The sequence below is a fragment of the Polynucleobacter sp. es-EL-1 genome (genome assembly GCF_018687975.1).
Classification (GTDB): Bacteria; Pseudomonadota; Gammaproteobacteria; order Burkholderiales; family Burkholderiaceae; genus Polynucleobacter.
In genome coordinates this window covers 1,403,023-1,426,354 of the sequence record NZ_CP061310.1, presented here as the reverse complement: position 1 = coordinate 1,426,354, position 23,332 = coordinate 1,403,023, and the positions used below count along the sequence as shown (strand labels likewise).

The following is a 23,332-nucleotide window of genomic DNA, read 5'->3' as shown; positions in this document are numbered from 1 at the left end:
TAACACTATATAAATTAAATGGAACAGATCGCCCCCTATCTCTCCGCATTTTCAACAGTCATTGGATTGGTTGTTTTTATTGGGATTGTTTGGTGGGCTTGGTCTCCAGGTAGAAAGAAGGCTAATGAAGAATCTGCCGAACTTCCATTTGATCTTCCGGATGAATTTAGCAAGGACAAATCATGAGTGACTTTTTTAGTGGTGCTTGGAGTGATTACATTGCACTCGTTTCATTGGTCGGTATTGTTTGGTGTATCTGGCTACTCGCTTCACAGCGTAAAGCTAAAGTTATCCATACAGCTGATGGGGCAGTAGCGGATACTGGGCACGTATGGGATGGTAATTTACGTGAGTTGAATAACCCACTCCCACGTTGGTGGGCATGGATGTATTTAATTTTCTGTATCTTTGCCTTGGTGTACCTAGTCTTATTTCCTGGTCTAGGATCTTTCCCTGGTGTTCTCGGTTATACCACTGATGGCGCGTTGATGAGTTCGATGACAGATGCGAATGAAGAGTTAAAGCCTGTCTATGCGAAGTATGTTCAGATGGATATCGAGCAAGTGGCCGCAGATCCAAAGGCTCGTGAAATGGGTCAGCGTTTGTTCTTAAATTCTTGCGCGCAGTGCCATGGCTCTGATGCTGGTGGCGCTAAAGGCTTCCCGAATTTGACTGATGGTGACTGGCTGTATGGCGGTTCACCAGAAAATATCAAGACTACATTGATTAATGGTCGTGCAGGTGTAATGCCTCCATTCCCGCAATTGGATAGCAAGCAAATTGTTGATGTTGCTAACTATGTTCGTAGCTTGTCTGGATTGCCGTCTGATGACCTGAAGGCTGCTCGTGGTGCTGATGTCTACAAGGCGAATTGCGCAGCCTGTCATGGCGCAGATGGAAAAGGCAATATTGTTTTGGGTGCACCGAACTTGACCGATAAAACTTGGTTATATGGTGGCTCTGAGGCAGCAATTGTGGAGACGGTAACCAAGGGTCGTATGGCTATGATGCCTTCTCAAGATAAAGTCTTGAGCCCAGAGAAAATCCATCTTTTGACTGCCTATGTCTGGAGTCTATCCAATAACAAACCTACTCAGGCTAAGTAACTAGTGTCAGATAATTCGCCGGTTGGGAAACCTATTCCCATTGATATCATAGAAGAATCTCTTTATGAGGTCCGGCGAAAGATTTACCCGCGCTCTGTAAGCGGGCTGTTTGCCCGCTGGCGTTTCATACTGGTATTTGCTACCCAATTACTCTTTTATGGTCTCCCATGGATTGATTGGAATGGTCGTCAAGCAGTTCTTTTTGATTTAATTCAGCGTAAGTTTTATATCTTCGGCATTGTCTTATGGCCGCAGGACGTGATTTACCTCACGCTCTTGCTGATCCTCTCCGCGCTCGCTCTTTTTCTGTTTACGGCTATTGCGGGGCGATTATTTTGTGGCTATGCCTGCCCACAAACGGTTTACACCGAGATCTTTATGTGGATCGAGCGCAAAGTGGAGGGCGATCGTTTTGCGCGGATTCGTTTGGATGGCGAAGAGTGGCCTTGGAGCTTGCGTAAGTGGCGCCTCAAAATCACTAAGCATTTCTTATGGCTGCTCATTGCATTTTGGACGGGCTTTACCTTCATTGGTTACTTCACCCCCATTACTACTCTGGGCTCGGCCTTAATCCATCTCTCATTAGGCCCTTGGCAAACATTCTGGCTCTGTTTCTATAGCTTTGCAACTTGGGGTAATGCTGGCTTTATGCGTGAGCAAGTTTGTAAATATATGTGTCCATATGCACGCTTCCAAAGTGTGATGGTGGATAAAGATACTTTCCTGGTGACTTACGATAAGGTTCGTGGTGAGCCAAGAGGAAGTCGCAGTAAATCAGCTGACCATTCTTCCTTAGGTCTTGGCGATTGTGTGGATTGCAGTATTTGCGTGCAAGTTTGCCCGACGGGAATTGATATTCGTGATGGCTTGCAGTATATGTGTATTGGCTGTGGCGCCTGTATTGATGCTTGCGATCAGGTCATGGAGAAAGTCGACTATCCAAAAGGACTCATTCGCTACACCACTGAACGCGCTATTGAAGATAGGGAGTCGAATCAAAGTGCGATTAAGCACATCTTGCGACCCCGTGTCTTGATTTACACTGCATTGCTTACAGTTTTAACGAGCATCTTCTTGATTTCTCTTGTAACTAGAAATCCATTGCGTGTTGACGTTATGCGGGATCGTGGTGCTTTAGCGCGTGAAGTAGATGGGGTACGCATAGAAAATATTTACCGAATTCAGATCATGAATGCCTCTGAAAATAATATGAACGTGCAAGTGAAGGCCACTGGTTTGGAAGATTTAAGAATTCTGGATTCTCGTGGTCAGGTAATTACTGAGATTGAAGTGGCGCCATCCAGTAATTTATTGATGCCGATTAAAGTAAGTACCACAACGGGTGTTAATGAGCCTGGCAATTACCCAATTCACTTTGATGTAGTTGGACATGAGTTATCTGGTAATGAGATGATTACCCGAAAACGTGATGAAAAATCGAGCTTTATTATTCCCCGCTAAAAATATAGTAGAGTAAAGAGAATATGAATATGTCTGATCAGCACGCTAACAAACCTTGGTTCAAGCAACTATGGCCCTGGCTCTTAATTAGCGGCCCTGCAGTTGCGGCGATTGGCTGCATTATCACCATCTATTTGGCTGTCACCCTGTACGCTGACAAGCCGGTTAGAGATGGGGTAGTCAAACGTGGTTTAAAGGTTGAGCAAATTAAAGTAGAGCAGGTTGCCAAATGAAGTATCGCCTCTTCATCTGGATTATGTGGCCATCATTTTTGGTTTCTATTCTGGCTGAAGGCCTCTTATTTAGTTTGATTCATCCATCAGAAATGCTTTTTTTTGGACATCGCCCAAATATTTCTGATGAAGGAATTTACACGATTGGATTTTTCTTAATCTGGATTTTCTGTTCAATTTCCAGCGCTTTAACTGTCTATATTCTTCCTGGAATTTGTCCGGGTAACTCTAAAGACTCTGATCAGAGCTTGGTTTAAAAATTCTAGGCTGTAACTGGCTTGATGGGAATACTGCGTTCTGGGTTGGGTACCCCAGCCAATTCATAAAGACCATCCATATCAATGAGCTTGATGTGCCGTTGTTTTATTTGAATTAAGCCTGATTCGGCAAAACGCGATAGCATGCGACTGACGGTCTCAATTTGAATGCCAAGATAGCTGCCAATTTCCACTCTGCTCATCCGCAAATCAAACTCATTGTCTTGGTAGCCTCGCGCTGCAAGCCGTTGCGACAGATTAAGCAAAAAGGCAGCAAGTCGTTCTTCAGCGCGCAAACTACCCAAAGAAAGTAAATGACGTTGGTCTTGAGTTAACTCTCGACTGAGGATGCGGTGAAACTGTTGCTGTAGAACTGGAATCTGGCGTGCTAAATCCTCAAATGCAGCATAGCGAATGATGCAGACTTCACTCTCTTCTAATGCAATAGCTTCAGATTGGTAATGTCCGTCACCAATGCCGTCTAGACCTAAGATTTCGCCAGGTAAGTGAAAGCCAATAACCTGTTGGCGACCATCTTCCAGGCCATACTCTGTTTTAAGGGTGCCAAAACGAACGCTGAAAACCGCATTAAGGGGGTCACCATAGCGATAGAGGGCCTCTCCTTTTTGAAGGTGAACCCGATCTTTGACTAAGGTGTCGATCTTAGCTATGTCGCTTGCGCTAATGCCTACCGGCAAGCAAAACTGTCCCAGTACACAGACTGAGCATTTGCTACTAGGGGCATCCGAGCTGGTGTAATTCATATTGGATCAAGTTATCAGACCAGTTTATTCTACTAGGATATGAGCAATATTTGCATACCTTTACCCTGATTGACAAGATATGTTAACCACTAGTCTCTTACTTGCTGTTTTTTTGGGCGCTTTAGTCAGCGGCTGGCATTGTGCCCTGATGTGTGGAGGTATTGCTGCAGCCATTGAACGTCGAGAGGATCGGCAAGCGCAAACTGTTATCCCGCTGCAAAGTAAAGCGCAGCTCTTTTATTTGCAACTCATCATGCATTTGGGACGCATCTCAACCTATGTCATTCTTGGTGCGCTTGCAGCTTGGGTTGGAGTAGTGGTCTGGCAACAAAATATGGTGCCCATTCAACGTCCTCTATTTGCCCTGACTTCGATCATCTTGATCTTGATGGGAATACGTTTATTGCGTCAGGATTCATCAAACCCATTATTTTTGGGTAAATGGCTAGGCACCCAAATGGCTACTTATTGGGGGAAATACTTGGGCAGATTTACACGGGGATCTTCGCGTTGGTTTAGCGGGATGTTGTGGGGTTTAGTTCCTTGCGGTTTGGTCTATAGCGTATTACCACTCGCATTCTTATCGGGAGATGTTTTAACCGGTGCTGGATTGATGTTGGCATTTGGCTTGGGTACCTTACCCAATTTGCTATTGATTTCTAAATTTTCTGCAGCGCTGACCCAATTTGGTCAATATGTCTGGGTGCGATACTTGGCCGCTTTATTATTATTTGTAGCCGGATTTTTCGGTTTATATCGTGCCTGGTTTTTACCAGAGGCTCTATTAAAAGGCGGTTTTTGTATTACTTAAATCTCAGCGCTTGCGGTAATGCCTTTTGCGAGATCTGGGTAGATGCAGTCTGCCGGAACAAGCTCAAATAAACCTGCCCGCGCCGCCATCTCATGAGGTTGGTGCGCTAACCCACAAATAATCAACTTTACTCCTTGCGACTTGCATGTCCGTTCTAATTCCAGAATGGCATCCATTCCTGATACATCAATATAGATGACGTTTTTGAAGTCAAGAACCAGTGCCTTTGTGGGCAATTCAGTTTCAATTTTTTCAATGAGTTTGACTGCACCAAAAAAGATAGAGCCATAAAGGCGTAATGCAGTGATCTTTCCCTCTTGATTTTGAAGTGCTGGGAAGTCTTGGGGGTTAACGCTCTCAGAGCGAGACAGGCTAGAAATTCGGTAGATGAAAGTAACAAACGCTAAGAGTAGACCAACTTGGATTGCTACAGTAAGATCTAAAACAACCGTGAGCAAAAAGACACTCAACATGGTGATGCGATAAGGCATGCGAAATTGCTTGAGGTCGATAAATTTTCTCCACTCACCCATATTCCAAGCAACAAACATCAAAATAGCCGCTAGACTTGCTAAGGGAATATTTTTGGCTAGTGGTGCGCCAAACAAAATAATCACCAGCAGGGTAAGTGAGTGCACGATTCCAGCAATAGGGGTGCGGGCACCACTTTGAACATTGGTGACGGTGCGTGCAATCGTTCCCGTTGCAGGCATGCCACCAAAAAATGGACTGACAAAGTTGGCGATGCCTTGCGCCATGAGTTCTTGGTTAGATTCATGACGATCATGTATGAGTCCATCAGCTATGCGCGCACAAAGCAAAGATTCAATGGCGCCAAGTAAGGCTAAGGTAATAGCCGGTGCAATGACAAACTGGGCCGTACTCCATGTGACTGGAATCCATTCAAAACTGGGTAAGCCCGAAGGGATGCCGCCAAAGCGGCTACCAATAGTATCAACAGGTAAGCTAAAAATACTAGTGACAATAGTGGCTACTGCCATAGCAACAACGGTACCAGGTATATGGCCCGCAAATCCGAGGCGCTTCTGATATTTTCTCCAGGTGATCAACAGGACCAGGCTTCCAACGGATAGGCCTAGCGCAATGGGATTAACCGTGTCAGCTGCTGCATACAGCGCTTGAATAGCAAGAAAGAATTCGGCAGGCATTTTGGCGATCTGCAAACCAAAGAATTCTTTAATCTGAGATAGCCCAATAAGAACAGCAATACCATTAGTAAAGCCAATAATCACGGCAACTGGAATAAAGCGAATTAAGGTTCCTAGCCTTAGCATTCCCATCAGAAATAAAAACACACCTGACATGGCTGTAGCTAGCAATAGGTTAGCAATGCCGTAGCGATCCACGATGCCATAAACAATGACGATGAATGCGCCAGCTGGCCCCCCAATTTGTACGCGACTACCGCCTAGAAGTGAGATTAATCCTCCCGCAATAATGGCGGTAAAAATCCCTGCTTCTGGCTTTAAGCCGCTGGCAATAGCAAAGGCCATTGCCAGAGGTAGCGCCACAATTCCGACGGTGATACCGGCAAGCACGTCTTTAGTAAAGAGGGCGCCGTTATAGCCATGAAAGGAATCGAGAAGGCGTGGATGAAAGAGTTTCATAAGATTCGTATTTTATGAAACTTTACTACCAATCCAGTAGGCTAAGGTGGCTGATATCGCAGTTACGCTAGCGCCCCAGGCAATATCTATGAAAGCAAGTCGCGTGGGGAAATCTTTGATGACGGCTAAATTGGTGAGATCGTAGGTCATATAGCAAAAGAAGCCAAATAAGGCGCCATATTGCAGTGCATATAACCAAGACTGCTTTGACAGCGCTGGAACGATGACAAAAATAGTGGCGCCCAAGGCATAGAGAAGGTAAAAACCGAGCCCGGCCCAAAGATTGGGTTCATTTGCCATTAAAGAGCCCATTTCTGTGCGGTACAGATTTTTAGCAACACCTAGCAGCCAGATGAAATCGATAATGAGTAGTGCAATAAAAAAAGAAAAATATACCGCTAAGTATTTGAGCAAATCTATCCCCTTCATTTTTGTGCCTGCAGATTGATATAAGTATTATGATCTAAAGAAGTATTTGACGGTTCAATTAAGGGGGTTAACATGTTTAAACATTTTCTCGTGCCGGTTGATGGTTCAGATGTGAGCAAAAAGTCCCTAAAGAAAGTCGCTGAGCTTGCTTCGCGAGATGGGGCAGCAATCACCTTGATTTATGTCTCTGATCCATTACCCCCAATGATCTACTCCGATAGCACCATGGGTTATGGCATTTCGCAAAAAGACCATCAGAAGGTATGTGCAGCTTTTGCTGCTGATGTATTTAAAAAGTCAATTACAGTTTTGGGTTCAAGCCATAAAGCAAAAACACTCCATATTGCCAATACCAATTTGGCAGAGGGTATTTTGGAGGGTGCTAAAAAGGCAAAGGCTGACGTCATTGTGATGGCATCACATAAACGTACTGGTATCAAAAATATCTTATTGGGCAGTGAAACCCATGAGGTGATTGTTCACTCGAAGATGCCGGTATTGGTTTTGGCTTAGCTATTGTTATTGCGATTACTCTTTTAAGATGGGCGTGCCGAGCAAAAGGATTTCTCTCGTTAACAATCCACTATCGCTGTCACGCATATTCCAGAGATCTAATTCGTTTTTAGTGCTGTAAGGATCTAAATAGATGCCATCTTTTCTTAACTCAAAGTGGAGATGTGGCCCGGTGGATCGGCCGGTTGATCCAACGTAGCCAATTTCAAAGCCGCGCCGCACTTCATTTCCAAGTTCCAACTCAGTGTTGTAAGCGCTTAAATGCGCATAGTATGTGCGGTAGTTGCCGGGGTGTTCGAGAATAATCAAGTTCCCAAAGGCACCGCTGTAGCCTCGGTGAACTACTTTCCCTGTGGCAACGCTAAATACGGGCGTTCCTGTTGGAGCTGAATAGTCAATACCCATGTGGGTGCGATAGCGTTGCTTGGGCGGTGCAGCAGGGGCGCCGTTTTTCGTGGGCGCTGCTTTCTTGCTAGATGCCCTTACACTTCCAACTCCCCGAGAAATACGCCGATAACTCAATGGGTTTGTCCAGAAGGTGCGCTCGATCGATTCTCCATCGGCCGTAAAAAACCCGCCCGGGATGTCTGGCCGCTCAACCCAGAATGCACTTGAAAAGACTTCGCCAGAGCCAGGATCAATAATTTCAGCTGCCCAAATTTGCGCCCAGCGCTCCTTGTCTCCGAAGTCAACAATAAGTCGGACAACACTACCAGTATTCTCTAACGCATTGTTTTCTTCTGGGTAGATTTGTTTAATCAAGGAGTTGAGCTCCCAGACTAACTCTACTGGTAATTGATCGCCAACTTTCTTGGGGTCATACAAAACATCGCTTAGAGGGAGTTGAATTTCAGTAAAGCGTTTGGACTCATCCTTCAGATAATCTTGCTGGATTAAGAAGCCACCTGCTGCAGAAGGAGTGAAAGTCCAAATTTCGGTTTTGGCATCTTGGACCGGGCCATTCATAATGCTCAGCGATTCAAATCGATTGCGATTACCGAGAGCCAATGCATAGGGAATGCAGCTACCTCGCACACGATCAAAAAAACCTTTTGTTTGGGATTTAAAGAAATCATTGAAGTCCTGATCATTAATGCCGATGTTGGCAGGCAAATCATCATCATTCAGACTACGGCGTATGCAGCCCCGTTGCACTCGGTAATCTAAGTTGTTATCGACTTGACCGCTATACGCTTTACTAGAGCGTCCGAATAGTTCGGGATCTAAGCTAGTACTCTTGTAGCTAGTATTAGTTGATTTATCTTGAAGCTTGATTCCTGCCTGGGGAGTATTAGCGGGGCTCTTTTTTTGTTTAACTTGAGGCGCTTTATTGGTTGCCTTATTCACTGGCGAAGTTTGTTGCGCCTTCGCAGATTGCAGGGAACCTAGCATTAGCGCGAGGGTCACCCCTATTAGAAGAGGGTAAATACTCTGAATTGCATTCTTGAACAAAGAAGGCAGATGGCTTATTCGTATTTTCACCTCTCAATTATCCAATATTGTCTTGGTAGGATTCATTTTTTATGTTGTAGTGCAGCATTTTTCTATTGAAGCAGGTCAAGGAAAGTGCTTTAGGTTGTCGATACAATCTTTTTTTAATTAAAGGAACTCTCATGCCTATTATCGATTCCGTCTCAGTTGCCGCAGTGGCGGTTCCCCTCGATAAAGTTACCTCATTTTCTACGCGCACTGTATCGGAACGCCACTATTGCTTGGTGAAGGTAAGGGGTAAAGACGGTAATGAGGGCATAGGCTTTTGCTATGTTGGTAGTGCTGGAGGCGATATTGCTAAGCTTGCTGTAGAGCAATTATTGGCCCCTAAGTTGATTGGGCAAAACAGTCATCGCAGCGAAGGTTTGTGGATAGATATGTATAACGAATCCATTCTGCAGGGTCGCGCGGGAGCTGTGATGCGTGGCATCTCTATTTTGGATACGGCTCTGTGGGATTTAAACGCGCGGGCTGCAAAGTTACCACTTCACCAGTACCTAGGATCCGTTGTGGATGATCGCGTTCCTGCTTACGCTAGTGGTGGATATTATTTAGAGGGCAAAACCCCTGCCAAGCTTGGTAAAGAAATGGAATCTTACGTTAAGCAGGGCTTTAAGGCAGTCAAGATGAAAGTGGGTCGCTTATCCCCTAGTGAAGAGGAGGCTCGCGTGAAGGCGGCACGCAAGGCAGTTGGTGAGGACGTTTTACTGACTCTGGATGCGAATAATGCCTGGCGAGATCTACCTACTGCTCTTGAATACATTCGACGTTTCGAAGCTTACAACCCATACTGGATTGAAGAGCCTTTTTCTCCCGATGCTATTGATCTTCATGCTGCTCTCGCTAAGCAAACCAAAATCAATGTGGCAACAGGCGAGATGGAAGCTGGGCGCTGGCGTTTTAGGGAGTTAATTGATGCCGGTGGCGCAGCCATTTTGCAATCAGACGCTGCTGTATGTGGTGGTATTACAGAATGGCGTCGCATTTCTGCTTATGCGGATTTGAAAGGGGTTATTGTTTGCCCTCACTGGATGCATGACCTTCATGCCCCTTTGGTTGCGTCAACTCCGAATGCGCGATTCGTTGAGTTTTTCTTAGATGATCAGGTGCTCAATTTCCGCAGATTGATCAACAAACAATTGGCCTTTAAGAATGGTGATTTGATTTTGCACCAGACTCCTGGACTGGGTTTTGAGTTTGATGAAGCTGCAGTTAAAAAGTATGCCGGTAAAGCAGCTTGGACTAAGATTACCTAATAATTGACGACTGTCGTGAGAAATAAAAAATCCCGCACATGAGGCGGGATTTTTTTATTGTCTGATGCCGTTCAACCTACGGCGAAAGTCTTCGAAGGCGGCGGTTTCTGAATGCTTGTGTGAGGAGTACGATGCCAAATCCTGCAAAGCCTAATAAATCGGCTTCATTCGCAGGATAGGCGAGCGCAACACCTGAAGCAACCATTACGACTCGCTCAAATACATTAGTCTTCTCAATGAACCAACCTTGTAATCCTCCTGCAAGGCAGATAACACCCATGACTGCGGTAAAGGAGATCCAGGCAATTTGACTCCAGTCGGCCTGAGCCAATGCAGTAGTCGAGCCCATCAACAACAGGCTCACTCCAGACTTGTCTAAGACAAACATAAATGGCACCAAGATGGCGGGGGCAACATACTTCCAAGTCTGTAATGTTGTCTTGTAGGGGTTGCCTTTACAGATCGCTGCCGCCGCAAATGGCGAGAGGGCTGTTGGAGGCGAGACCTCAGAGAGAACAGCGTAGTAGAAGATAAACATATGCGCTGCAAAATCAGGTACACCCAAGTTAATGAGGGCAGGCGCAGCAATGACGGCACAAATAATATAAGACGCTGTTACTGGTACGGCTAAGCCAACGACCCAGACAACTAAACCAGTGAAAATAGCTGTGAGCAATAGTGAGCCGCCCGCATATTGAATGACGATAGCGCTAAATTTGAGGCCCAAGCCCGTTAAAGTAACGGTACCTACGATAAGGCCCGCGCCAGCACAGGTTGCGGCGATTGCCAACACTCCAGTTGATCCAGCCGCAAGAGCTTTTGTTAGATTAGATTTATAGAGGCCGGACCAAAATGGCTCTTTACCTTTGAACCAGGACCATGGAATGATGGCAGTATCTTCGCGCAACATGCTTGAAAATGCTGACACGATTGTTGCTGCAAAGACGGACATGATTGGTGAGAATCCCAGCATCATGAATACAACAATAGAGATGAGCGAGAAAAAGTGGAACCAATATTTTTTGGTTAATTGCCAGGCGGTTTCAGCTGCCTTAAATTGCAGGTTCTTCATTCCATACTTACGCACATCAATTTCCACCATGACAAATAAGCCAAGGTAAAACAAGATGGTTGGTATGGTGGCCATCAGAATGACATCTAAATACGAGATCTTGAGGAAGTCGGCGATCAAGAATGCTGCAGCGCCTAGAACTGGTGGAGAAATAATGGCGCCTAAACCGCCTGCAGCCAATAATCCCCCGGCAGCATTCTTTTCATAGCCCACTTTTTCTAACATAGGCGCAGCAACAGAACCTACTGTGACGGTAGTGGCTACACCAGAGCCAGATGGACCACCCAATAGGAATGAAGACATCACAATGGTGCGACCTACGCCAGATGATTTACCGCCCATGGCGGCAAAGGAGAAGTCAATGAAGAACTTACCTGCCCCAGTAAATTGTAAAAAGGCGCCGAAGATCGTAAATAAAATAATCAGGGTTGCGGAAACATCTACTGCTGTGCCATAAATACCTTCAAGCGTCATATACATGTAACCCACTAAACGATCGAGATCATATCCTTTGTGGGTCCATGGAGCAGGGAGGTAATTGCCATATAAAGCGTATAGCAGGAATAGCACGGTGACCGTTACTAGAATTAATCCATTGGTTCTGCGTACTGCTTCAAGAATCATGAGGATGAGGCAAATCCCCACAAAAACATCAAATTGGGTTGGAAATGTATTTCTGTCAAACAGGTCATCTGCATTACTCAGCATGTAATACGCAATTAATAGCGAGCCAATTGCAAATATGACGTCCCACCACATGAGTCGGTTCTTAAAACGCGACGCAATGGGGAAGCTTAAAAAGATTAAAAAGAGTACAAGTGCTACGTGAATAACGCGTAATTCTTGGGTTGGAACAATTGAATATGCTGCATAGAGATGAAAGAGAGACATGCCCACTGCCACTAGGGTAATAAATTTTGCTAGAAATCCTTTGTAGTCATTGGAATCACCTTCCTCTTCTTTAATGAAGGCATCTAGCTTGGCTTGAGTTTCGTTGTCAATTACGTTTTGAGTCATGTCTCTACTTATATTTTTTATTGGATTTGCAAAAAAAGAGCGAGGCATGCCTCGCTCTTTTTAACTACATCAATTTACGTTAATGTTTTTCTCTTTGAGATACTTCAAAGCGCCAGGGTGATACTGAACTGGAGAGGAGCTTTGCTTTTGATTCTCAAGGGTTACGTTAATGTATTCCTTATGAGTACGAACTAAGTCAATTTTGTTGTCGAATACGGCTTTAACAATTTTGTATGCTTCATCATCTGGCATTTTTGCGTTAACAACCAAAATGTTGGCAACACCGGCAGCTTGATTGTCTTTAGCCATACCTTTGTAGGTAGTTTTAGGAATGACTGCTTTGAAGTAGAGATTGCCATATTTCTTGTTCATAGCGGCTACTTCATCAGCATTGTCAACCATCACAATGGTCATGCCTGGGCTGTTAGCCAAGTCAGTCACGGCAGAGGTTGGTAAACCGCCTACCCAGAAAAACGCATCAATCTTACGGTCTTTCATCGCATTAACAGACTCTGCTGCACCTAAGCGCTCGCGTTGCACATCTTTATCTTTGTCTAGGCCAGCAGCCTCAAGCAGACGAAATGCCATTACTTCAGTGGCGCTACCTGGTGAGCCAGTACTAACGCGCTTACCTTTGAGGTCCTTCATGGACTTGATGCCAGTGGATTCAACTGTGACAACGTGCATGAGATTTGGGTAAAGAACGAGTAGGGTGCTCAAGTCAATTGGTCTACCCTTAAATTTTCCTTGGCCAGCCTCAGCATCTTTAGCAGCGTCGGCCATAGAGAAGCCAACATAAGGTTTTCCTGAGCCAACTAGGTTCAAGTTATCCACTGATCCGCCAGTAACTTCTGCAGTTGCTGTCATTCCAGGGACTTTGCTAGAAAGTACGGAAGCGAGTCCACCACCCATTGGGTAGTAAACACCACCTGTACCGCCGGTTGCGATTGAAAGGTTTTGCGCTTGTGCGCCACCCCAGATTAAGCTAAGGGATAGGGCCACTATTTTTAGGAATTTCATATTGTTATCTCCGTTTGTAAAGTGTTTTAGTTAAGGCCAGGCATACTGAAATTGATCTTTTTCAACTCTGCTAATAACTTCGCTTGCTGGTCTGCGCTAAGCTGCATGAGTGGTGGGCGAACCCGTAACCACTCTGGATCATTACTGTAATGTGCCACAGCAGTTTTCATCCCGGCAATCATTTGATATTGAGCAAAGATAGAGCGTACTTGATCTAGCGCTGTTTGACGTTGATCTGCGTCAGATTCTCTCCAATGGGCCGCCAATTCGGCAATTGCCTTAGGGTTTACGTTAGCTGTAGCAGAAATGCAACCGACGCCACCAGCACGTAATGTGCGCATTAAAAATACTTCACTGCCTGCATAAACTCTAAATCCTGAGGGTGCGAGCAACTTGATCACAGATTCTGTGTAGGCCCAATCACCAGAGCTATCTTTCATGCCAACGATAGTCTTTGGATACTCTTTAGTCAGACGCTCTAGCAAGGAGAGGCTTAAATTAATTTTTGTGACCGGCGGAATGTTGTAAATGTAAATCTGCAGACCAGCATCACCGACTTTTTGAATGACCTCTGAGAAAAAAGCGAAGAGCCCATCATCGGTGATGTCTTTGTAATAGAAGGGAGGCAACATTAAAACGCCAGCACATTTGTATTGCAGTGCATGCTGAGTCATGTTGACGGCAGCGTCAACCGAAGTTGCTCCAGTCCCAGGCATCATATGGGCTGGATTAAGACCGCCTTCAATAAGCGCAGTTAAGGTGCTCATCTTTTGACGGGTAGAAATGGAGTTCGCTTCAGAGTTTGTTCCAAAGATAGCTTGACCCACCCCATTTGCTTCTAACCACTGACATTGCTTTAATAATTTTTTGATATCGGGACTGCCATCTGCTGCAAATGGCGTGATTACTGGTGAAAGTACTGCAGGTAGAGTTGAAGGGTGTAGGGAAATAGTCATGCTTACTCCGTTATTTTAATTTTGTACTTCTGTAAGAAGGGGCTGTTGATTATAAAAAGCTTCTAAATTATCGATTGCTAAATTTGTCATTAATTGTCTAGTTTCCGAAGTTGCACTACCAATGTGAGGCGTTAGTAAGACATTATCAAGATTTAAGAACCTTGCGTCAGGATTCGGTTCATTTTCGAACACATCTAACGCTGCCCCGGCAATCTTTTTTTGCTGCAGTGCAACTAAAAGTGCAGCCTCATCCACTACGCTACCTCTAGCAATATTAACTAAATAGGATTGTGGTCCCAGGGCTTCCAAGACCTCGGCGTTAATCATTTTTTCGGTGGCTGAGCTGGCAGGGCAAGCTAAAAAAAGAACATCGCATACTTTGGCCAAGGCTTTGACATTAGGTAGATAGGTGTAGGGCAGATCTTTTGCCGAGGGTCCTGTGTATGCAATATCTACCTTAAAGGGCTCTAAACGCTTTGCTAGATCTTGCCCAATTCTGCCCATACCAACAATACCTACACGCTTACCGGCAAGCGTTGTTGTTACGGTAAATAAACCCTTAGACCAGGCTGCGCTTCTGACAAACTCATGCGCTTCTGGAATGCGGCGTAAGAGCCCAAACATCATGCCTATTGCCAACTCGCACACCGCGTCATTTAAAACACCAGGGGTATTGCTGGCTTTAATCCCCCTTTGCTTTAAGAAGTCTAGCGGGAGGTTGTCATAACCAACGCCACAAGTAGCCACCATTTTGACTTGCGGAAGCTTTTCAAGCAGTGCGATGGGGAGCTTGGTATTGGAGCGAATCAAGATGCTGTCAAAAGAGCCCGATGGAAGCTCGGCCTGAAGATCGTCGAAGCGAGTTGGAACAATGCGTTGATCGATGACCATTTGCATCACTTCTGGAAATTGGCCGACCTGCAGCACTGAATTGACTGGGATCATGTCTCACTTACATATTTATTGGAATAATGAAAACATTGTAAGAGGATTTGTAATCCTCATCTTGGTCCCGAAGGAGAAATGAAGATGTTATTTACCCCAGCCGAAACTAAAGTGGTTGTCGTTGGCGGAGGCACCATGGGTGCAGATGTCGCTGCAGTTTGCGCTCGGGGCGGTTGTGCCGTGCAGGTGGTTGAGCCGACTACTGAGCGCCGAGCCTTGTTACCAGACTACTTTGCCAGCACTATGATGGAGCTAGGATATGAAAACCGCATTCATTTACTGTCGGTTGCCGGTTCGCTTGAAGAGGTCGATTGGGCGGATATTGATCTGGTGATTGAGTGTGTTCCTGAGCGCTTGGATATTAAGCAGGAGCTGTTTGCCAAGCTAGAGCAATACGCCAAGCCTGAAGCAGTTTTGGCCAGTAATAGCACGAGCTTTCCGATTAGCGATATCTCCAGAGGTCTGAAAACTGCCGCACGAATGATTGGCCTACATTTTTTTATGCCTGCACACCTCGTGCCCTGCGTCGAGGTAGTTTATGGGGAAAAAACCTCACCGATGGTGGGTGAAAGCCTCTCAAGGTTAATGACGGCATGTGGCATGGTGCCCGTCACGGTGAAAAAAGATTTGCCGGGTTTTTTGGCGAATCGCTTGCAGCATGCTTTGTCCCGCGAGGCCTTTTCAATGGTAGATGAGGGGATTGCTAGCTTAGAAGATATCGATAAGGCAGTGCGCTTTGGTTTTGGCTTTCGCTATATTGCAGCAGGACCAGCCATGCAGCGCGATCATGCCGGACTTGAGGTGCATGGTGCTGGCGGAGCAACAATTTATCCAACACTCAATAATTCTGCAACGATTGCAAAATGCTTGAGCGATCGCATTGCTAGTGGAAAGTTTGGCATGAAAACAGGCGAAGGTTTTTATAGTTGGACGGCAGAATCGATCAAGGCTGAACGTGAGCGCTATCAAGAGGCCTTGCGTGAGGGCTTAAAGATCATCCAAAAAGATTTGCCCAAAATTAAATAAATCTGAGCTTAGGGCTCTGCATGTTTTATTCTTAGTGAATGAAAAAAATCATTCGTGTTTGGGATTTGCCGATTCGACTATTCCATTGGTTATTGGTGTTATGCATCATTACCAGTTTTATTACCGTAAAAATTGGTGGTAATGCCATGGAGTTGCATGCGCTGTCTGGGTATTGCATTCTGACACTGATTATTTTTAGAGTTTTCTGGGGTTTGATTGGCTCTTACCATGCCCGATTCATTAATTTTGTACCGAGCCCCAAAAGACTCCTACAGTACTTGACTGGAAAAACCTCCGGAGGTCTTGGGCATAATCCCTTAGGCGCCTTATCGGTTCTAGCTTTGCTTGGTTCGGTTGGTGTTCAGGCTATCACTGGTCTTTTTACCAATGACGACATTGCTTTTGAGGGGCCGTTCGCGAAATATGTATCTAGTGGAACGGTTGAGCTACTGACTTCAATTCATTATTTCAATGAAAAAATTCTCATTGCTGTGATTGCGCTTCATCTATGCGCGATTTTTTACTACCAAAAATTTAAGGGTGAAAATCTAATTAAACCCATGTTGCTGGGCGATAAAGAAATCGACCCAAGCGATGAGGCAAAACATTTGCCTGCTGACTTGGGTCGTGCCTCCAAGGATGGAGGTTTGCAAAGAGGCTTTGCTTTATTGCTGCTTGGCCTGATTGCCTTGATTCTGATTTACTTCATTAAGCGCTGATTATTTTTTCTTGAAGTCATCATGGCAACCTTTGCAGCTAGCACCAGCTGCACCAAATGCCTTCTTGATAGCTTCTTGATCGCCAGATTGTGCTGCGGTATTAAGGTTAGCAACCGCTAGCTGCATCTTTTCACCGGCAGCTTTGAATTTAGCGTTATCAGACCAAACCGCTGGAAGCGCATTGCCACCTTCGGTGCCAGGACCAAAAGCTTGCCAGGGCAAAGTAGAGAGTGTTGCAACAACGGCAGCATTTTTTGCAACTTCATCTTTGTTAAATGGAGCTTCGCCTTTTACAACGGCGCCAATTTTCCCAAAAGAGTTTGCCATCACAGTAAACGCGCTTTGACGGTATTTAATAGCGTCATCTGGTTTTTTAAACTGCGCAAAAGCGATGCCTGATGTGGCTACTAAGGCTGGTGCAATCGCGATTAATAAAAGACGTTGAATTTTCATAGAATGGCTCCGATAGTGAAATAGAAATAACAAAATTACTAGTTCCAGCATACTACTGATTCAACATCTTTTCCTACACGTTTTGTCATAAAAGCATCTGAATAGGCAATGTCATGTAATAAATGATCACCTTAAAAAATCCCATCAGCGGTTCCATCCATAGACTTCCAATGATTCCTGTAAAAACCAGGCCTAGGACAATGAAAAAGCCCCAGGGCTCTAGCCTTCCTAGTGCTATGGATTGCTTTGGGGGTAGTAGGCCTGCCAAAATCCGCCCGCCATCTAGAGGGGGTAGGGGAAATAGGTTGAAAACCAATAAACCAATATTCCAAGTCACGCCAGCTTGAGACATGGCTATTAAAAAGCGTTCGTTAACCCCAAAAGCATGAAGTCCTATCAGCAGGACTGCCCAAATGAGGGCTTGTATAAAGTTTGAGCCAGGGCCTGCAAGGGCTACCCAAATCGAATCAATACGGGGGTTTTTGAGGCGATCAAAGCGTACCGGGACTGGTTTGGCATAGCCCACCAAGAAAGGGGATCCGCTCAGAATGAGCATCAACGGAATGAGAATTGTCCCAATGGGGTCTATGTGTTTCGCTGGGTTTAGGCTGACCCGCCCCATCAAATACGCGGTATTGTCACCCAGTCTACGGGCAGCATATCCGTGGGCTGCCTCATGGATGGTAATAGCAAAAATGAGGGGAATCGCATTAATAGCGACAGCTTGGATAGAATAGTCAGTAAACATGGCAATATGATAGCCATAGTCTAAAGGAGCAAAAAGTGACTGATGAGAAGAAACCAGAATCCAAAACGCCGGCTAAGCCCGTGATTGCTAAGCCGCCAGCACGCCCACCAGCACCTAAGGGCCCATCTGGCCCTGGTGGTAGGCCTCAGGCAGGGTTTGGTGGTGGAAAAGGCATGATGCGCAAGGCTGGACGCGGGCGATAGTGGATAATTGCGCTATCAATCTGTTAAACGAGGATGAAACATGAACGAATGGCATAAAGAGTCGAAAGACGAAGTCAATAAAAAGATCATCACCTTGATCGTGATGTTGGCCGCCGCTACAAGTTTGGCTATTTTGTTTGCATTAGTTGCTGCTCACACTGGTTACGTATTCGGCTAATTTGTTTTAATGACTAGCCAGCGCCAACCTGCTGTATTTGCTGGCCATGGTAGTCCGATGTGCGCCATCGAGCCCAATCGCTACACTGCAGTTTGGGCTCAATTGGGTAAGTCGCTCAAGCGACCAGATGCTATCTTGGTTATTTCGGCGCACTGGGTAACTCGAGGTGTCTGGGTTACCGCTATGCCCAAGCCCAAAACGATTCATGATTTTGGTGGGTTTCCGCAAGAATTATTTGAAATTCAATATCCTGCACCAGGATGCCCTGCGCTCGCTGATCGCGTTCAAGAACTTTTAGATACCCCAGTAGTTCTCGAGGAGTATGAGTGGGGCATTGATCATGGCGCATGGTCGGTTCTGAAATATCTTTATCCAAATGCTGATGTGCCCGTTGTGCAACTCAGCCTAGATGGGTCACTATCGGCACGAGAACATTACGAGTTAGCGAAAAAATTACAACCTTTGCGAGATGAAAATATCCTAATTCTGGGCAGTGGTAATGTTGTTCATAACCTGCGAACGATTCATTGGGAAGATGGCGCAAAACCTTATCCATGGGCTCAAGAGTTCAACGACTTTTTTGTCTCGGAAATGAAGGCGAATCACCATGAGTCACTCATCGAGTGGGAGCAGTTTGGTGATGCCGCCCATTTATCTGTGCCGACCCCTGAGCATTATTTACCTGCTTTATACATTCTTGCTCTAGAGGGTAATGATGAAACTCCTAAGGTATTAATTAATCAAGTAGAGATGGGCTCAATTAGCATGCTTACTTTTTCAATTCAATAGAGATTTTTATATGTGGCCATCTATCTTTGCTATCTTCTGCGGCGCGGGTTTCGGAGCTTTACTGAGAGCTGGATTTAATCTAGTTACCGTTGGAATTGCTTCTAGCGTGCCCTTAGGCACCTTTATCTCCAATATGGTTGGCGGTTATCTCATTGGTATTGCGGTCGCTTTCTTCGGGAACAACGCCCATCTTTCTCCCGAGTGGAAGTTATTTATTGTTACTGGCTTTCTAGGTGGCTTGACAACCTTTTCGAGCTTTTCTGCAGAGGTTGTAGGCTTGATGCAGCGTGGTGAAGTCACTTGGGCCTTAGGCACTGCACTCTTAAATTTATTGGGCTCACTCACTTTAACTTTTTTAGGTATCTTGACCTATCAAGCCTTGAAATAAATTGGTAGGTTTATATCAGCCCAAATAATCCCAAAGCAGCACCCAGGGCAATGAGGTACAAAGGGTGCCAGCGAGTAAATACGGTTAATCCAATGGTTGCAAGGGTTAAGGCATAAGCAGCGATGCTGTGATTAATTTGCAAGGCAATTTGCCATGCAGAAGAAAGTACTAAGCCAATCGCTAAAGCTGCCGCTGCATATTGAATCGTTTTCTTTTTCTGCTGGTCACTCATGCCCATGACCCAGCGTTGCAGGAAGAAGACGAGGATAGAAGATGGCCAAGCAATAGCAAAGGTCGCAATCAAAGCTCCGAGTACGCCATAAACATGCCAGCCAATTAAGGTCACCGTCATGAAATTGGGTCCCGGTGCAGCTTGAGCAATCGCAAAATAATCTGCAAAGGTTTGAAGATCAATCCAGCGCTCTTGATTGACCGATAAATCTAACAAACTTGGAAGCAGGGCATTTACTCCGCCAAAGGCGATGAGCGAGAACGCGGACAGCTTGAGAAATAAACTCAATAAGACGCTCATAGAATGCGAGCTTTCTGGTGCGCCAAATACAAGGCGAGTGGTGATGCGGTCAGCACGACCCAGCCTAATCCTAGATGAAAGTAAGTGGCAGTAATGATGGTAAGTATGACAACTAACAACATTGCCGGGTAACGAAATTCATCGCGCAGCATCTTAAAACCGGTTGATGCAATCAGGCCCACACCAACCGCTGAAATTCCGCGAAGAATTCCCTGTACTGACTCCATGTAACTGTAATGTTCGTAAAGGAGTGCGAGGAGTAACACAATACAAATGGGCCCCAAGGTAAGACCCAGTACTGATGCAAATGCACCTTTAGCACCGGCAAAGCGTGCGCCAACACAGACAGCAAGGTTCACAATATTGGGTCCAGGAACAATCTGGCAGATGCCCAGCATGGCGCTAAATTCTTCAGAACTTAGTACTTTATCTTGTTCCACTAGAGTGCGTCGTGCCCAAGGCAATACCCCACCAAAACCAGACATGCCGATTTTGCTAAAGCTAATAAATAGCTGGGTTGGAGTCAGTGTGTTCAATACTTTTACGCTTCAAAAGGGTGGGGAATGGTTTGTTGGGTAAGCCAAGCCTCTAGCGTGTCTGTAATACCTTGAGCAAAGACTTTGAAGATGGGCTCAGCAACAAAGCCCAAGTGGGGGGTTAATAGCAGTGCTGGATGATTTCTAAGGGAGTCTTCTTTTGGGAGAGGTTCAATCTCAAAAACATCTAAAGCTGCTTGAGCGGGCCGACCCAGTTTCAATGCAGTCTCTAAATCATCCATCTTGATCAGGGCTGATCGAGCAGTATTGACTAATAGTGCATCCGGTCTCATTAAGGCAAGTTGCTCGGCACCAATCAATCCCTTGGTACTTGGACCTGCCACCAGATGCAAGCTAACCACTTTAGAGCTTTGTAAGAGCTCATTTAGGCTGACTGATTTCACCTGTTGCGCTGCTGCGCGCTCTGTCGTCATATTGGGACTCCAGGCAACCACTTCCATTCCAAATGCAATACCTACTTTAGCTACTGCACTACCAATTGCTCCTAAGCCAATTAAACCTAGGCGTTCACCAGAGAGTATGGGTAATACTGATAGCTCATCACGCCATTCTCCGGAATGGATTAATTGATTTTGGCGCAGAAGATGTTTGCTGGCACCTAAAATAAGTGCCCAAGTCAACTCAGTCGTGGAGTCTTTTGATGGGCCGCCAGGAGTGCAGGCTATTGGTATATTTCTCGCTTTCAGTGCAGCAACATCTAATGTGCTGTTACGCTTGCCCGTGAACATGAGTAATTTGAGTTTTGGAAGTCGGGCAATGAGCGCTGCATCAAATGGAATTCGGTCCCGAACCAGAATGACAATATCAGCATCCTTGATTGCTTCGTATAAAGACTCATTACTTAGGGGGTCGTCATACATTTGGATGTGGCAAAGTTGATCTACTTTGCTCCAATCAGAATAGCGACGTAGAGCGTGCTCATAATCGCCAAGAATGACAACATTGGGTAAATTGGCCATGTCTCTAGTATCGTTATTTATTATGTGGATTTAAGTTTACTATTGAAGATAGGCTATTTTAAAAAAGGAAATACAAATGATTTTGGAGCACTGTGATATTGAAATCGATCCAAGCAAGTGTGCCCAGTTTGAGGAAGCGATTTTGCGTGGGGTGAATACCGTGATCTCAAAGGCAAAGGGATTTCAGGGTTTTAAGGTGAATCATAGTATTGAGAGCCCAGCCCGTTATCTATTATTGATTTATTGGGATACTTTAGAAAACCATACAGTCGATTTTCGGGGTTCAGAAGCTTTCGCTGATTGGCGTGCGATTGTGGGGCCATTTTTTGCAAAACCCCCTTTTGTTGAGCATATGACTTTAGTGGGTAAGTCTAGCTAGAGAGTCTTTTCTAAGCCTTGAGTTTTTTGCGGATCGAATTTTCCAAGGGAATTGAATCCAAATTAGGTTCCAAGGCTTCACGCTCATCAAATACAAAGCAGCTACCTTGGTAATGTGCGGAGCCTACTTCCTCAAAGTATTTGAGGATTCCGCCCTCTAGCTGGTAGCTGTGCTCCATACCGATTTCTCGCATATAGAGACCAGATTTTTCACAGCGAATCCCACCAGTACAAAAGCTCACTAAGGTTTTGTCAGACAAGGCTTCCTTATGGGCTGATATTGCCTCTGGGAACTCAGTAAATTTATTGATGTTGAAATGCAGTGCATTTTCAAAAGTACCGTAATCCACTTCAAATGCATTACGGGTATCAATCATCACAACAGGGCGACCTAAGTCATCCGTTCCACGATCTAACCATTCCTGTAATTTCTTTGGTGAAATAAATTTTGCCCTACCTTCTTCTGGACGAATCGCTGGATGATTCATGCGAATAATCTCGTTCTTAATCTTGACGAGCATTTTCTTGAAGGGCTGCGTCTCGGACCAGCTTTCTTTGGCTTCAAGAGGCGCAAAGCGAGCATCTTCTCTTAACCAATCCAAGAAGCCGCGTAGTTCTAATTCTTTGCCTGCCAGAAAGAGATTAATGCCCTCTCCAGTGAGCAAGATGGTGCCCTTGAGCTCCCGAGCATTGCATTGATCCAAAATCTTGGTTCGCAGCTCAGTCAAGTGATCTAGGCTAACAAATAAGTAGGCGGCTATATTGAGAATGGGTTTCATGGCGAGAGTGGTATTGCTGAGTGCTTATTATCAAGGAAGATCTTATTAGAGTGATAATCTTAGCCACACTGTCTATTTTTTGCCATTGATACCTTTTATTTAGAGCAACTCTATGTCTGAGCGTTTAATTCCCTACCAGCCAATCGATCTGGCTGAACCAGCTGATCTGGTTGCCGCCATCCGCAAGCGACGTGGTGGTCAATTTATTAATCTAGATCGTATGCTTTTACATAGCGTTCCGATTGCCCAGGGTTGGAATCACTTTATTGGTGAGATCCGCAATAACCTCTCCTTGGATCCAAAATTACGTGAATTAGCGATGTGTGGTGTTGCGGTCTTAAATGGTGCTGAGTATGAGTTCTTTCATCATGCCCCACCTTTTATGAAGGCAGGCGGTACCCAAGCCCAGGTAGATGCACTCAGACTCATTGGGCAAACCAATTTCCCAGCAGAATTATTTAGTCCGCTAGAAAATGATGCTGCTAGCCTCACTTTTCAGATGACACGCAATATCAAAGTCGACCCTGATTTAATGAAACGCTTACAGCTTGCTCTAGGCAATACGGATGCCGTAGAGCTGGTTACAGTGATTGCAGCGTACAACATGGTCTCACGCTTCTTAATTGCTCTGGATGTAAATCCTGAGGAGCATCCTCCTGCCTAA

At 45.3% G+C, this 23,332-nt stretch carries 30 protein-coding genes; 16 read left to right on the top strand and 14 right to left on the bottom strand.

The genetic code is table 11. The annotated features are described in order from the left end of the window. Positions 1–18 precede the first annotated feature (18 nt). Genes FD974_RS07325 through FD974_RS07305 form a run of 5 tightly spaced genes read left to right on the top strand, consistent with a single transcriptional unit; the run spans position 19 to position 3,057 of the window. Positions 19–186: a cbb3-type cytochrome c oxidase subunit 3 gene (locus tag FD974_RS07325; RefSeq protein WP_215363942.1), complete on the top strand. Its 168-nt coding sequence runs from the start codon at positions 19–21 to the stop codon at positions 184–186. Then, entirely contained in the window at positions 183–1,106 is a 924-nt protein-coding gene (gene ccoP, locus FD974_RS07320; RefSeq protein ID WP_215363938.1) for a cytochrome-c oxidase, cbb3-type subunit III, read from the top strand. The genes FD974_RS07325 and ccoP overlap by 4 nt, the downstream gene beginning before the upstream one ends. A gap of 3 nt (positions 1,107–1,109) precedes the next feature. After that, positions 1,110–2,567 (top strand): cytochrome c oxidase accessory protein CcoG, encoded by a 1,458-nt coding sequence (ccoG, locus tag FD974_RS07315; protein WP_215363936.1) that lies wholly within the window; start codon positions 1,110–1,112, stop codon positions 2,565–2,567. Positions 2,568–2,596: 29 nt separating this feature from the next. Beyond that, positions 2,597–2,800: a FixH family protein gene (locus FD974_RS07310; RefSeq protein WP_215363934.1), complete on the top strand. Its 204-nt coding sequence runs from the start codon at positions 2,597–2,599 to the stop codon at positions 2,798–2,800. Continuing rightward, positions 2,797–3,057 (top strand): hypothetical protein, encoded by a 261-nt coding sequence (locus FD974_RS07305; protein ID WP_215363932.1) that lies wholly within the window; start codon positions 2,797–2,799, stop codon positions 3,055–3,057. Before FD974_RS07310 ends, FD974_RS07305 begins: the two co-directional genes overlap by 4 nt. 5 nt (positions 3,058–3,062) lie before the next feature. On the opposite strand, the gene FD974_RS07300 is transcribed toward FD974_RS07305, so the two are convergent. After that, positions 3,063–3,821, bottom strand: a complete 759-nt coding sequence (locus FD974_RS07300; protein ID WP_215363929.1) for a helix-turn-helix domain-containing protein — start codon at positions 3,819–3,821, stop codon at positions 3,063–3,065. 79 nt (positions 3,822–3,900) lie between these two features. Here FD974_RS07300 and FD974_RS07295 point away from each other — a divergent pair, with 79 nt between their 5' ends. Next, positions 3,901–4,632, top strand: a complete 732-nt coding sequence (locus FD974_RS07295) for a sulfite exporter TauE/SafE family protein (protein ID WP_215363927.1) — start codon at positions 3,901–3,903, stop codon at positions 4,630–4,632. Here the strand turns inward: FD974_RS07295 and FD974_RS07290 are convergent. Then, complete coding sequence (locus FD974_RS07290) at positions 4,629–6,260, bottom strand: SulP family inorganic anion transporter (RefSeq protein ID WP_215363923.1); 1,632 nt, start codon at positions 6,258–6,260, stop codon at positions 4,629–4,631. The genes FD974_RS07295 and FD974_RS07290 overlap by 4 nt on opposite strands. Before the next feature lie 12 nt (positions 6,261–6,272). Then, positions 6,273–6,689, bottom strand: coding sequence for a DUF2177 family protein (locus tag FD974_RS07285; protein WP_251374561.1), 417 nt, complete (start codon positions 6,687–6,689; stop codon positions 6,273–6,275). A 72-nt stretch (positions 6,690–6,761) separates the two neighbouring features. Here FD974_RS07285 and FD974_RS07280 point away from each other — a divergent pair, with 72 nt between their 5' ends. Continuing rightward, positions 6,762–7,202: a universal stress protein gene (locus tag FD974_RS07280; RefSeq protein ID WP_215363919.1), complete on the top strand. Its 441-nt coding sequence runs from the start codon at positions 6,762–6,764 to the stop codon at positions 7,200–7,202. 15 nt (positions 7,203–7,217) lie between these two features. Here the strand turns inward: FD974_RS07280 and FD974_RS07275 are convergent, their stop codons facing one another. Next, positions 7,218–8,594, bottom strand: coding sequence for a M23 family metallopeptidase (locus FD974_RS07275; protein ID WP_215363917.1), 1,377 nt, complete (start codon positions 8,592–8,594; stop codon positions 7,218–7,220). Positions 8,595–8,815: 221 nt separating this feature from the next. On the opposite strand from FD974_RS07275, the gene FD974_RS07270 reads away from it, so the two are divergent. Then, entirely contained in the window at positions 8,816–9,949 is a 1,134-nt protein-coding gene (locus tag FD974_RS07270) for a mandelate racemase/muconate lactonizing enzyme family protein (protein WP_215363914.1), read from the top strand. Between the two features lie 76 nt (positions 9,950–10,025). Here the strand turns inward: FD974_RS07270 and FD974_RS07265 are convergent, their stop codons facing one another. The 4 genes from FD974_RS07265 to FD974_RS07250 all read right to left on the bottom strand — a co-directional run bounded on the left by FD974_RS07265 (position 10,026) and on the right by FD974_RS07250 (position 14,959). Beyond that, positions 10,026–12,038, bottom strand: coding sequence for a TRAP transporter fused permease subunit (locus FD974_RS07265; RefSeq protein ID WP_215363912.1), 2,013 nt, complete (start codon positions 12,036–12,038; stop codon positions 10,026–10,028). Between the two features lie 69 nt (positions 12,039–12,107). Then, positions 12,108–13,058: a TAXI family TRAP transporter solute-binding subunit gene (locus FD974_RS07260; RefSeq protein WP_215363909.1), complete on the bottom strand. Its 951-nt coding sequence runs from the start codon at positions 13,056–13,058 to the stop codon at positions 12,108–12,110. Between the two features lie 26 nt (positions 13,059–13,084). Then, positions 13,085–14,014: a dihydrodipicolinate synthase family protein gene (locus tag FD974_RS07255; RefSeq protein ID WP_215363904.1), complete on the bottom strand. Its 930-nt coding sequence runs from the start codon at positions 14,012–14,014 to the stop codon at positions 13,085–13,087. A gap of 15 nt (positions 14,015–14,029) precedes the next feature. Continuing rightward, positions 14,030–14,959 (bottom strand): 2-hydroxyacid dehydrogenase, encoded by a 930-nt coding sequence (locus tag FD974_RS07250; protein WP_215363901.1) that lies wholly within the window; start codon positions 14,957–14,959, stop codon positions 14,030–14,032. Between the two features lie 84 nt (positions 14,960–15,043). On the opposite strand from FD974_RS07250, the gene FD974_RS07245 reads away from it, so the two are divergent. Both FD974_RS07245 and FD974_RS07240 read left to right on the top strand, forming a co-directional pair. Continuing rightward, entirely contained in the window at positions 15,044–15,985 is a 942-nt protein-coding gene (locus FD974_RS07245) for a 3-hydroxyacyl-CoA dehydrogenase family protein (RefSeq protein WP_215366755.1), read from the top strand. A gap of 38 nt (positions 15,986–16,023) precedes the next feature. Beyond that, positions 16,024–16,704 (top strand): cytochrome b/b6 domain-containing protein, encoded by a 681-nt coding sequence (locus tag FD974_RS07240; protein WP_215363899.1) that lies wholly within the window; start codon positions 16,024–16,026, stop codon positions 16,702–16,704. On the opposite strand, the gene FD974_RS07235 is transcribed toward FD974_RS07240, so the two are convergent. Further along, on the bottom strand, positions 16,705–17,157 hold the full coding sequence (locus FD974_RS07235) for a cytochrome c (RefSeq protein WP_215363897.1): 453 nt from the start codon (positions 17,155–17,157) through the stop codon (positions 16,705–16,707). A gap of 85 nt (positions 17,158–17,242) precedes the next feature. Next, a complete protein-coding gene (locus FD974_RS07230; RefSeq protein WP_215363895.1) occupies positions 17,243–17,905 on the bottom strand; it encodes a site-2 protease family protein in 663 nt (220 codons plus the stop codon). A gap of 35 nt (positions 17,906–17,940) precedes the next feature. Between FD974_RS07230 and FD974_RS07225 the strand changes: the two genes are divergently transcribed. Genes FD974_RS07225 through crcB form a run of 4 tightly spaced genes read left to right on the top strand, consistent with a single transcriptional unit; the run spans position 17,941 to position 19,463 of the window. Then, positions 17,941–18,108, top strand: a complete 168-nt coding sequence (locus tag FD974_RS07225; RefSeq protein ID WP_215363893.1) for a hypothetical protein — start codon at positions 17,941–17,943, stop codon at positions 18,106–18,108. Between the two features lie 40 nt (positions 18,109–18,148). Continuing rightward, complete coding sequence (locus tag FD974_RS07220) at positions 18,149–18,286, top strand: hypothetical protein (protein ID WP_174221123.1); 138 nt, start codon at positions 18,149–18,151, stop codon at positions 18,284–18,286. A gap of 9 nt (positions 18,287–18,295) precedes the next feature. Beyond that, positions 18,296–19,075 (top strand): 4,5-DOPA dioxygenase extradiol, encoded by a 780-nt coding sequence (gene ygiD, locus FD974_RS07215; protein WP_215363891.1) that lies wholly within the window; start codon positions 18,296–18,298, stop codon positions 19,073–19,075. A gap of 10 nt (positions 19,076–19,085) precedes the next feature. Next, on the top strand, positions 19,086–19,463 hold the full coding sequence (crcB, locus tag FD974_RS07210; protein ID WP_215363889.1) for a fluoride efflux transporter CrcB: 378 nt from the start codon (positions 19,086–19,088) through the stop codon (positions 19,461–19,463). Positions 19,464–19,473: 10 nt separating this feature from the next. On the opposite strand, the gene FD974_RS07205 is transcribed toward crcB, so the two are convergent. From FD974_RS07205 to FD974_RS07195, 3 genes are read right to left on the bottom strand one after another with little or no spacing between them, the layout of a single operon-like run. Further along, positions 19,474–19,995, bottom strand: a complete 522-nt coding sequence (locus tag FD974_RS07205) for a chromate transporter (protein ID WP_215363887.1) — start codon at positions 19,993–19,995, stop codon at positions 19,474–19,476. Next, positions 19,992–20,531, bottom strand: coding sequence for a chromate transporter (locus FD974_RS07200; protein ID WP_215363886.1), 540 nt, complete (start codon positions 20,529–20,531; stop codon positions 19,992–19,994). Before FD974_RS07200 ends, FD974_RS07205 begins: the two co-directional genes overlap by 4 nt. A gap of 5 nt (positions 20,532–20,536) precedes the next feature. Then, positions 20,537–21,511: a D-2-hydroxyacid dehydrogenase family protein gene (locus tag FD974_RS07195; RefSeq protein WP_215363884.1), complete on the bottom strand. Its 975-nt coding sequence runs from the start codon at positions 21,509–21,511 to the stop codon at positions 20,537–20,539. Positions 21,512–21,587: 76 nt separating this feature from the next. On the opposite strand from FD974_RS07195, the gene FD974_RS07190 reads away from it, so the two are divergent. Further along, on the top strand, positions 21,588–21,890 hold the full coding sequence (locus tag FD974_RS07190) for an antibiotic biosynthesis monooxygenase (protein WP_215363883.1): 303 nt from the start codon (positions 21,588–21,590) through the stop codon (positions 21,888–21,890). A 10-nt stretch (positions 21,891–21,900) separates the two neighbouring features. Here FD974_RS07190 and FD974_RS07185 read toward each other — a convergent pair whose 3' ends face one another. After that, entirely contained in the window at positions 21,901–22,668 is a 768-nt protein-coding gene (locus FD974_RS07185; RefSeq protein WP_215363882.1) for a sulfurtransferase, read from the bottom strand. Positions 22,669–22,780: 112 nt separating this feature from the next. On the opposite strand from FD974_RS07185, the gene FD974_RS07180 reads away from it, so the two are divergent. Beyond that, positions 22,781–23,332, top strand: coding sequence for a carboxymuconolactone decarboxylase family protein (locus FD974_RS07180; protein ID WP_215363881.1), 552 nt, complete (start codon positions 22,781–22,783; stop codon positions 23,330–23,332).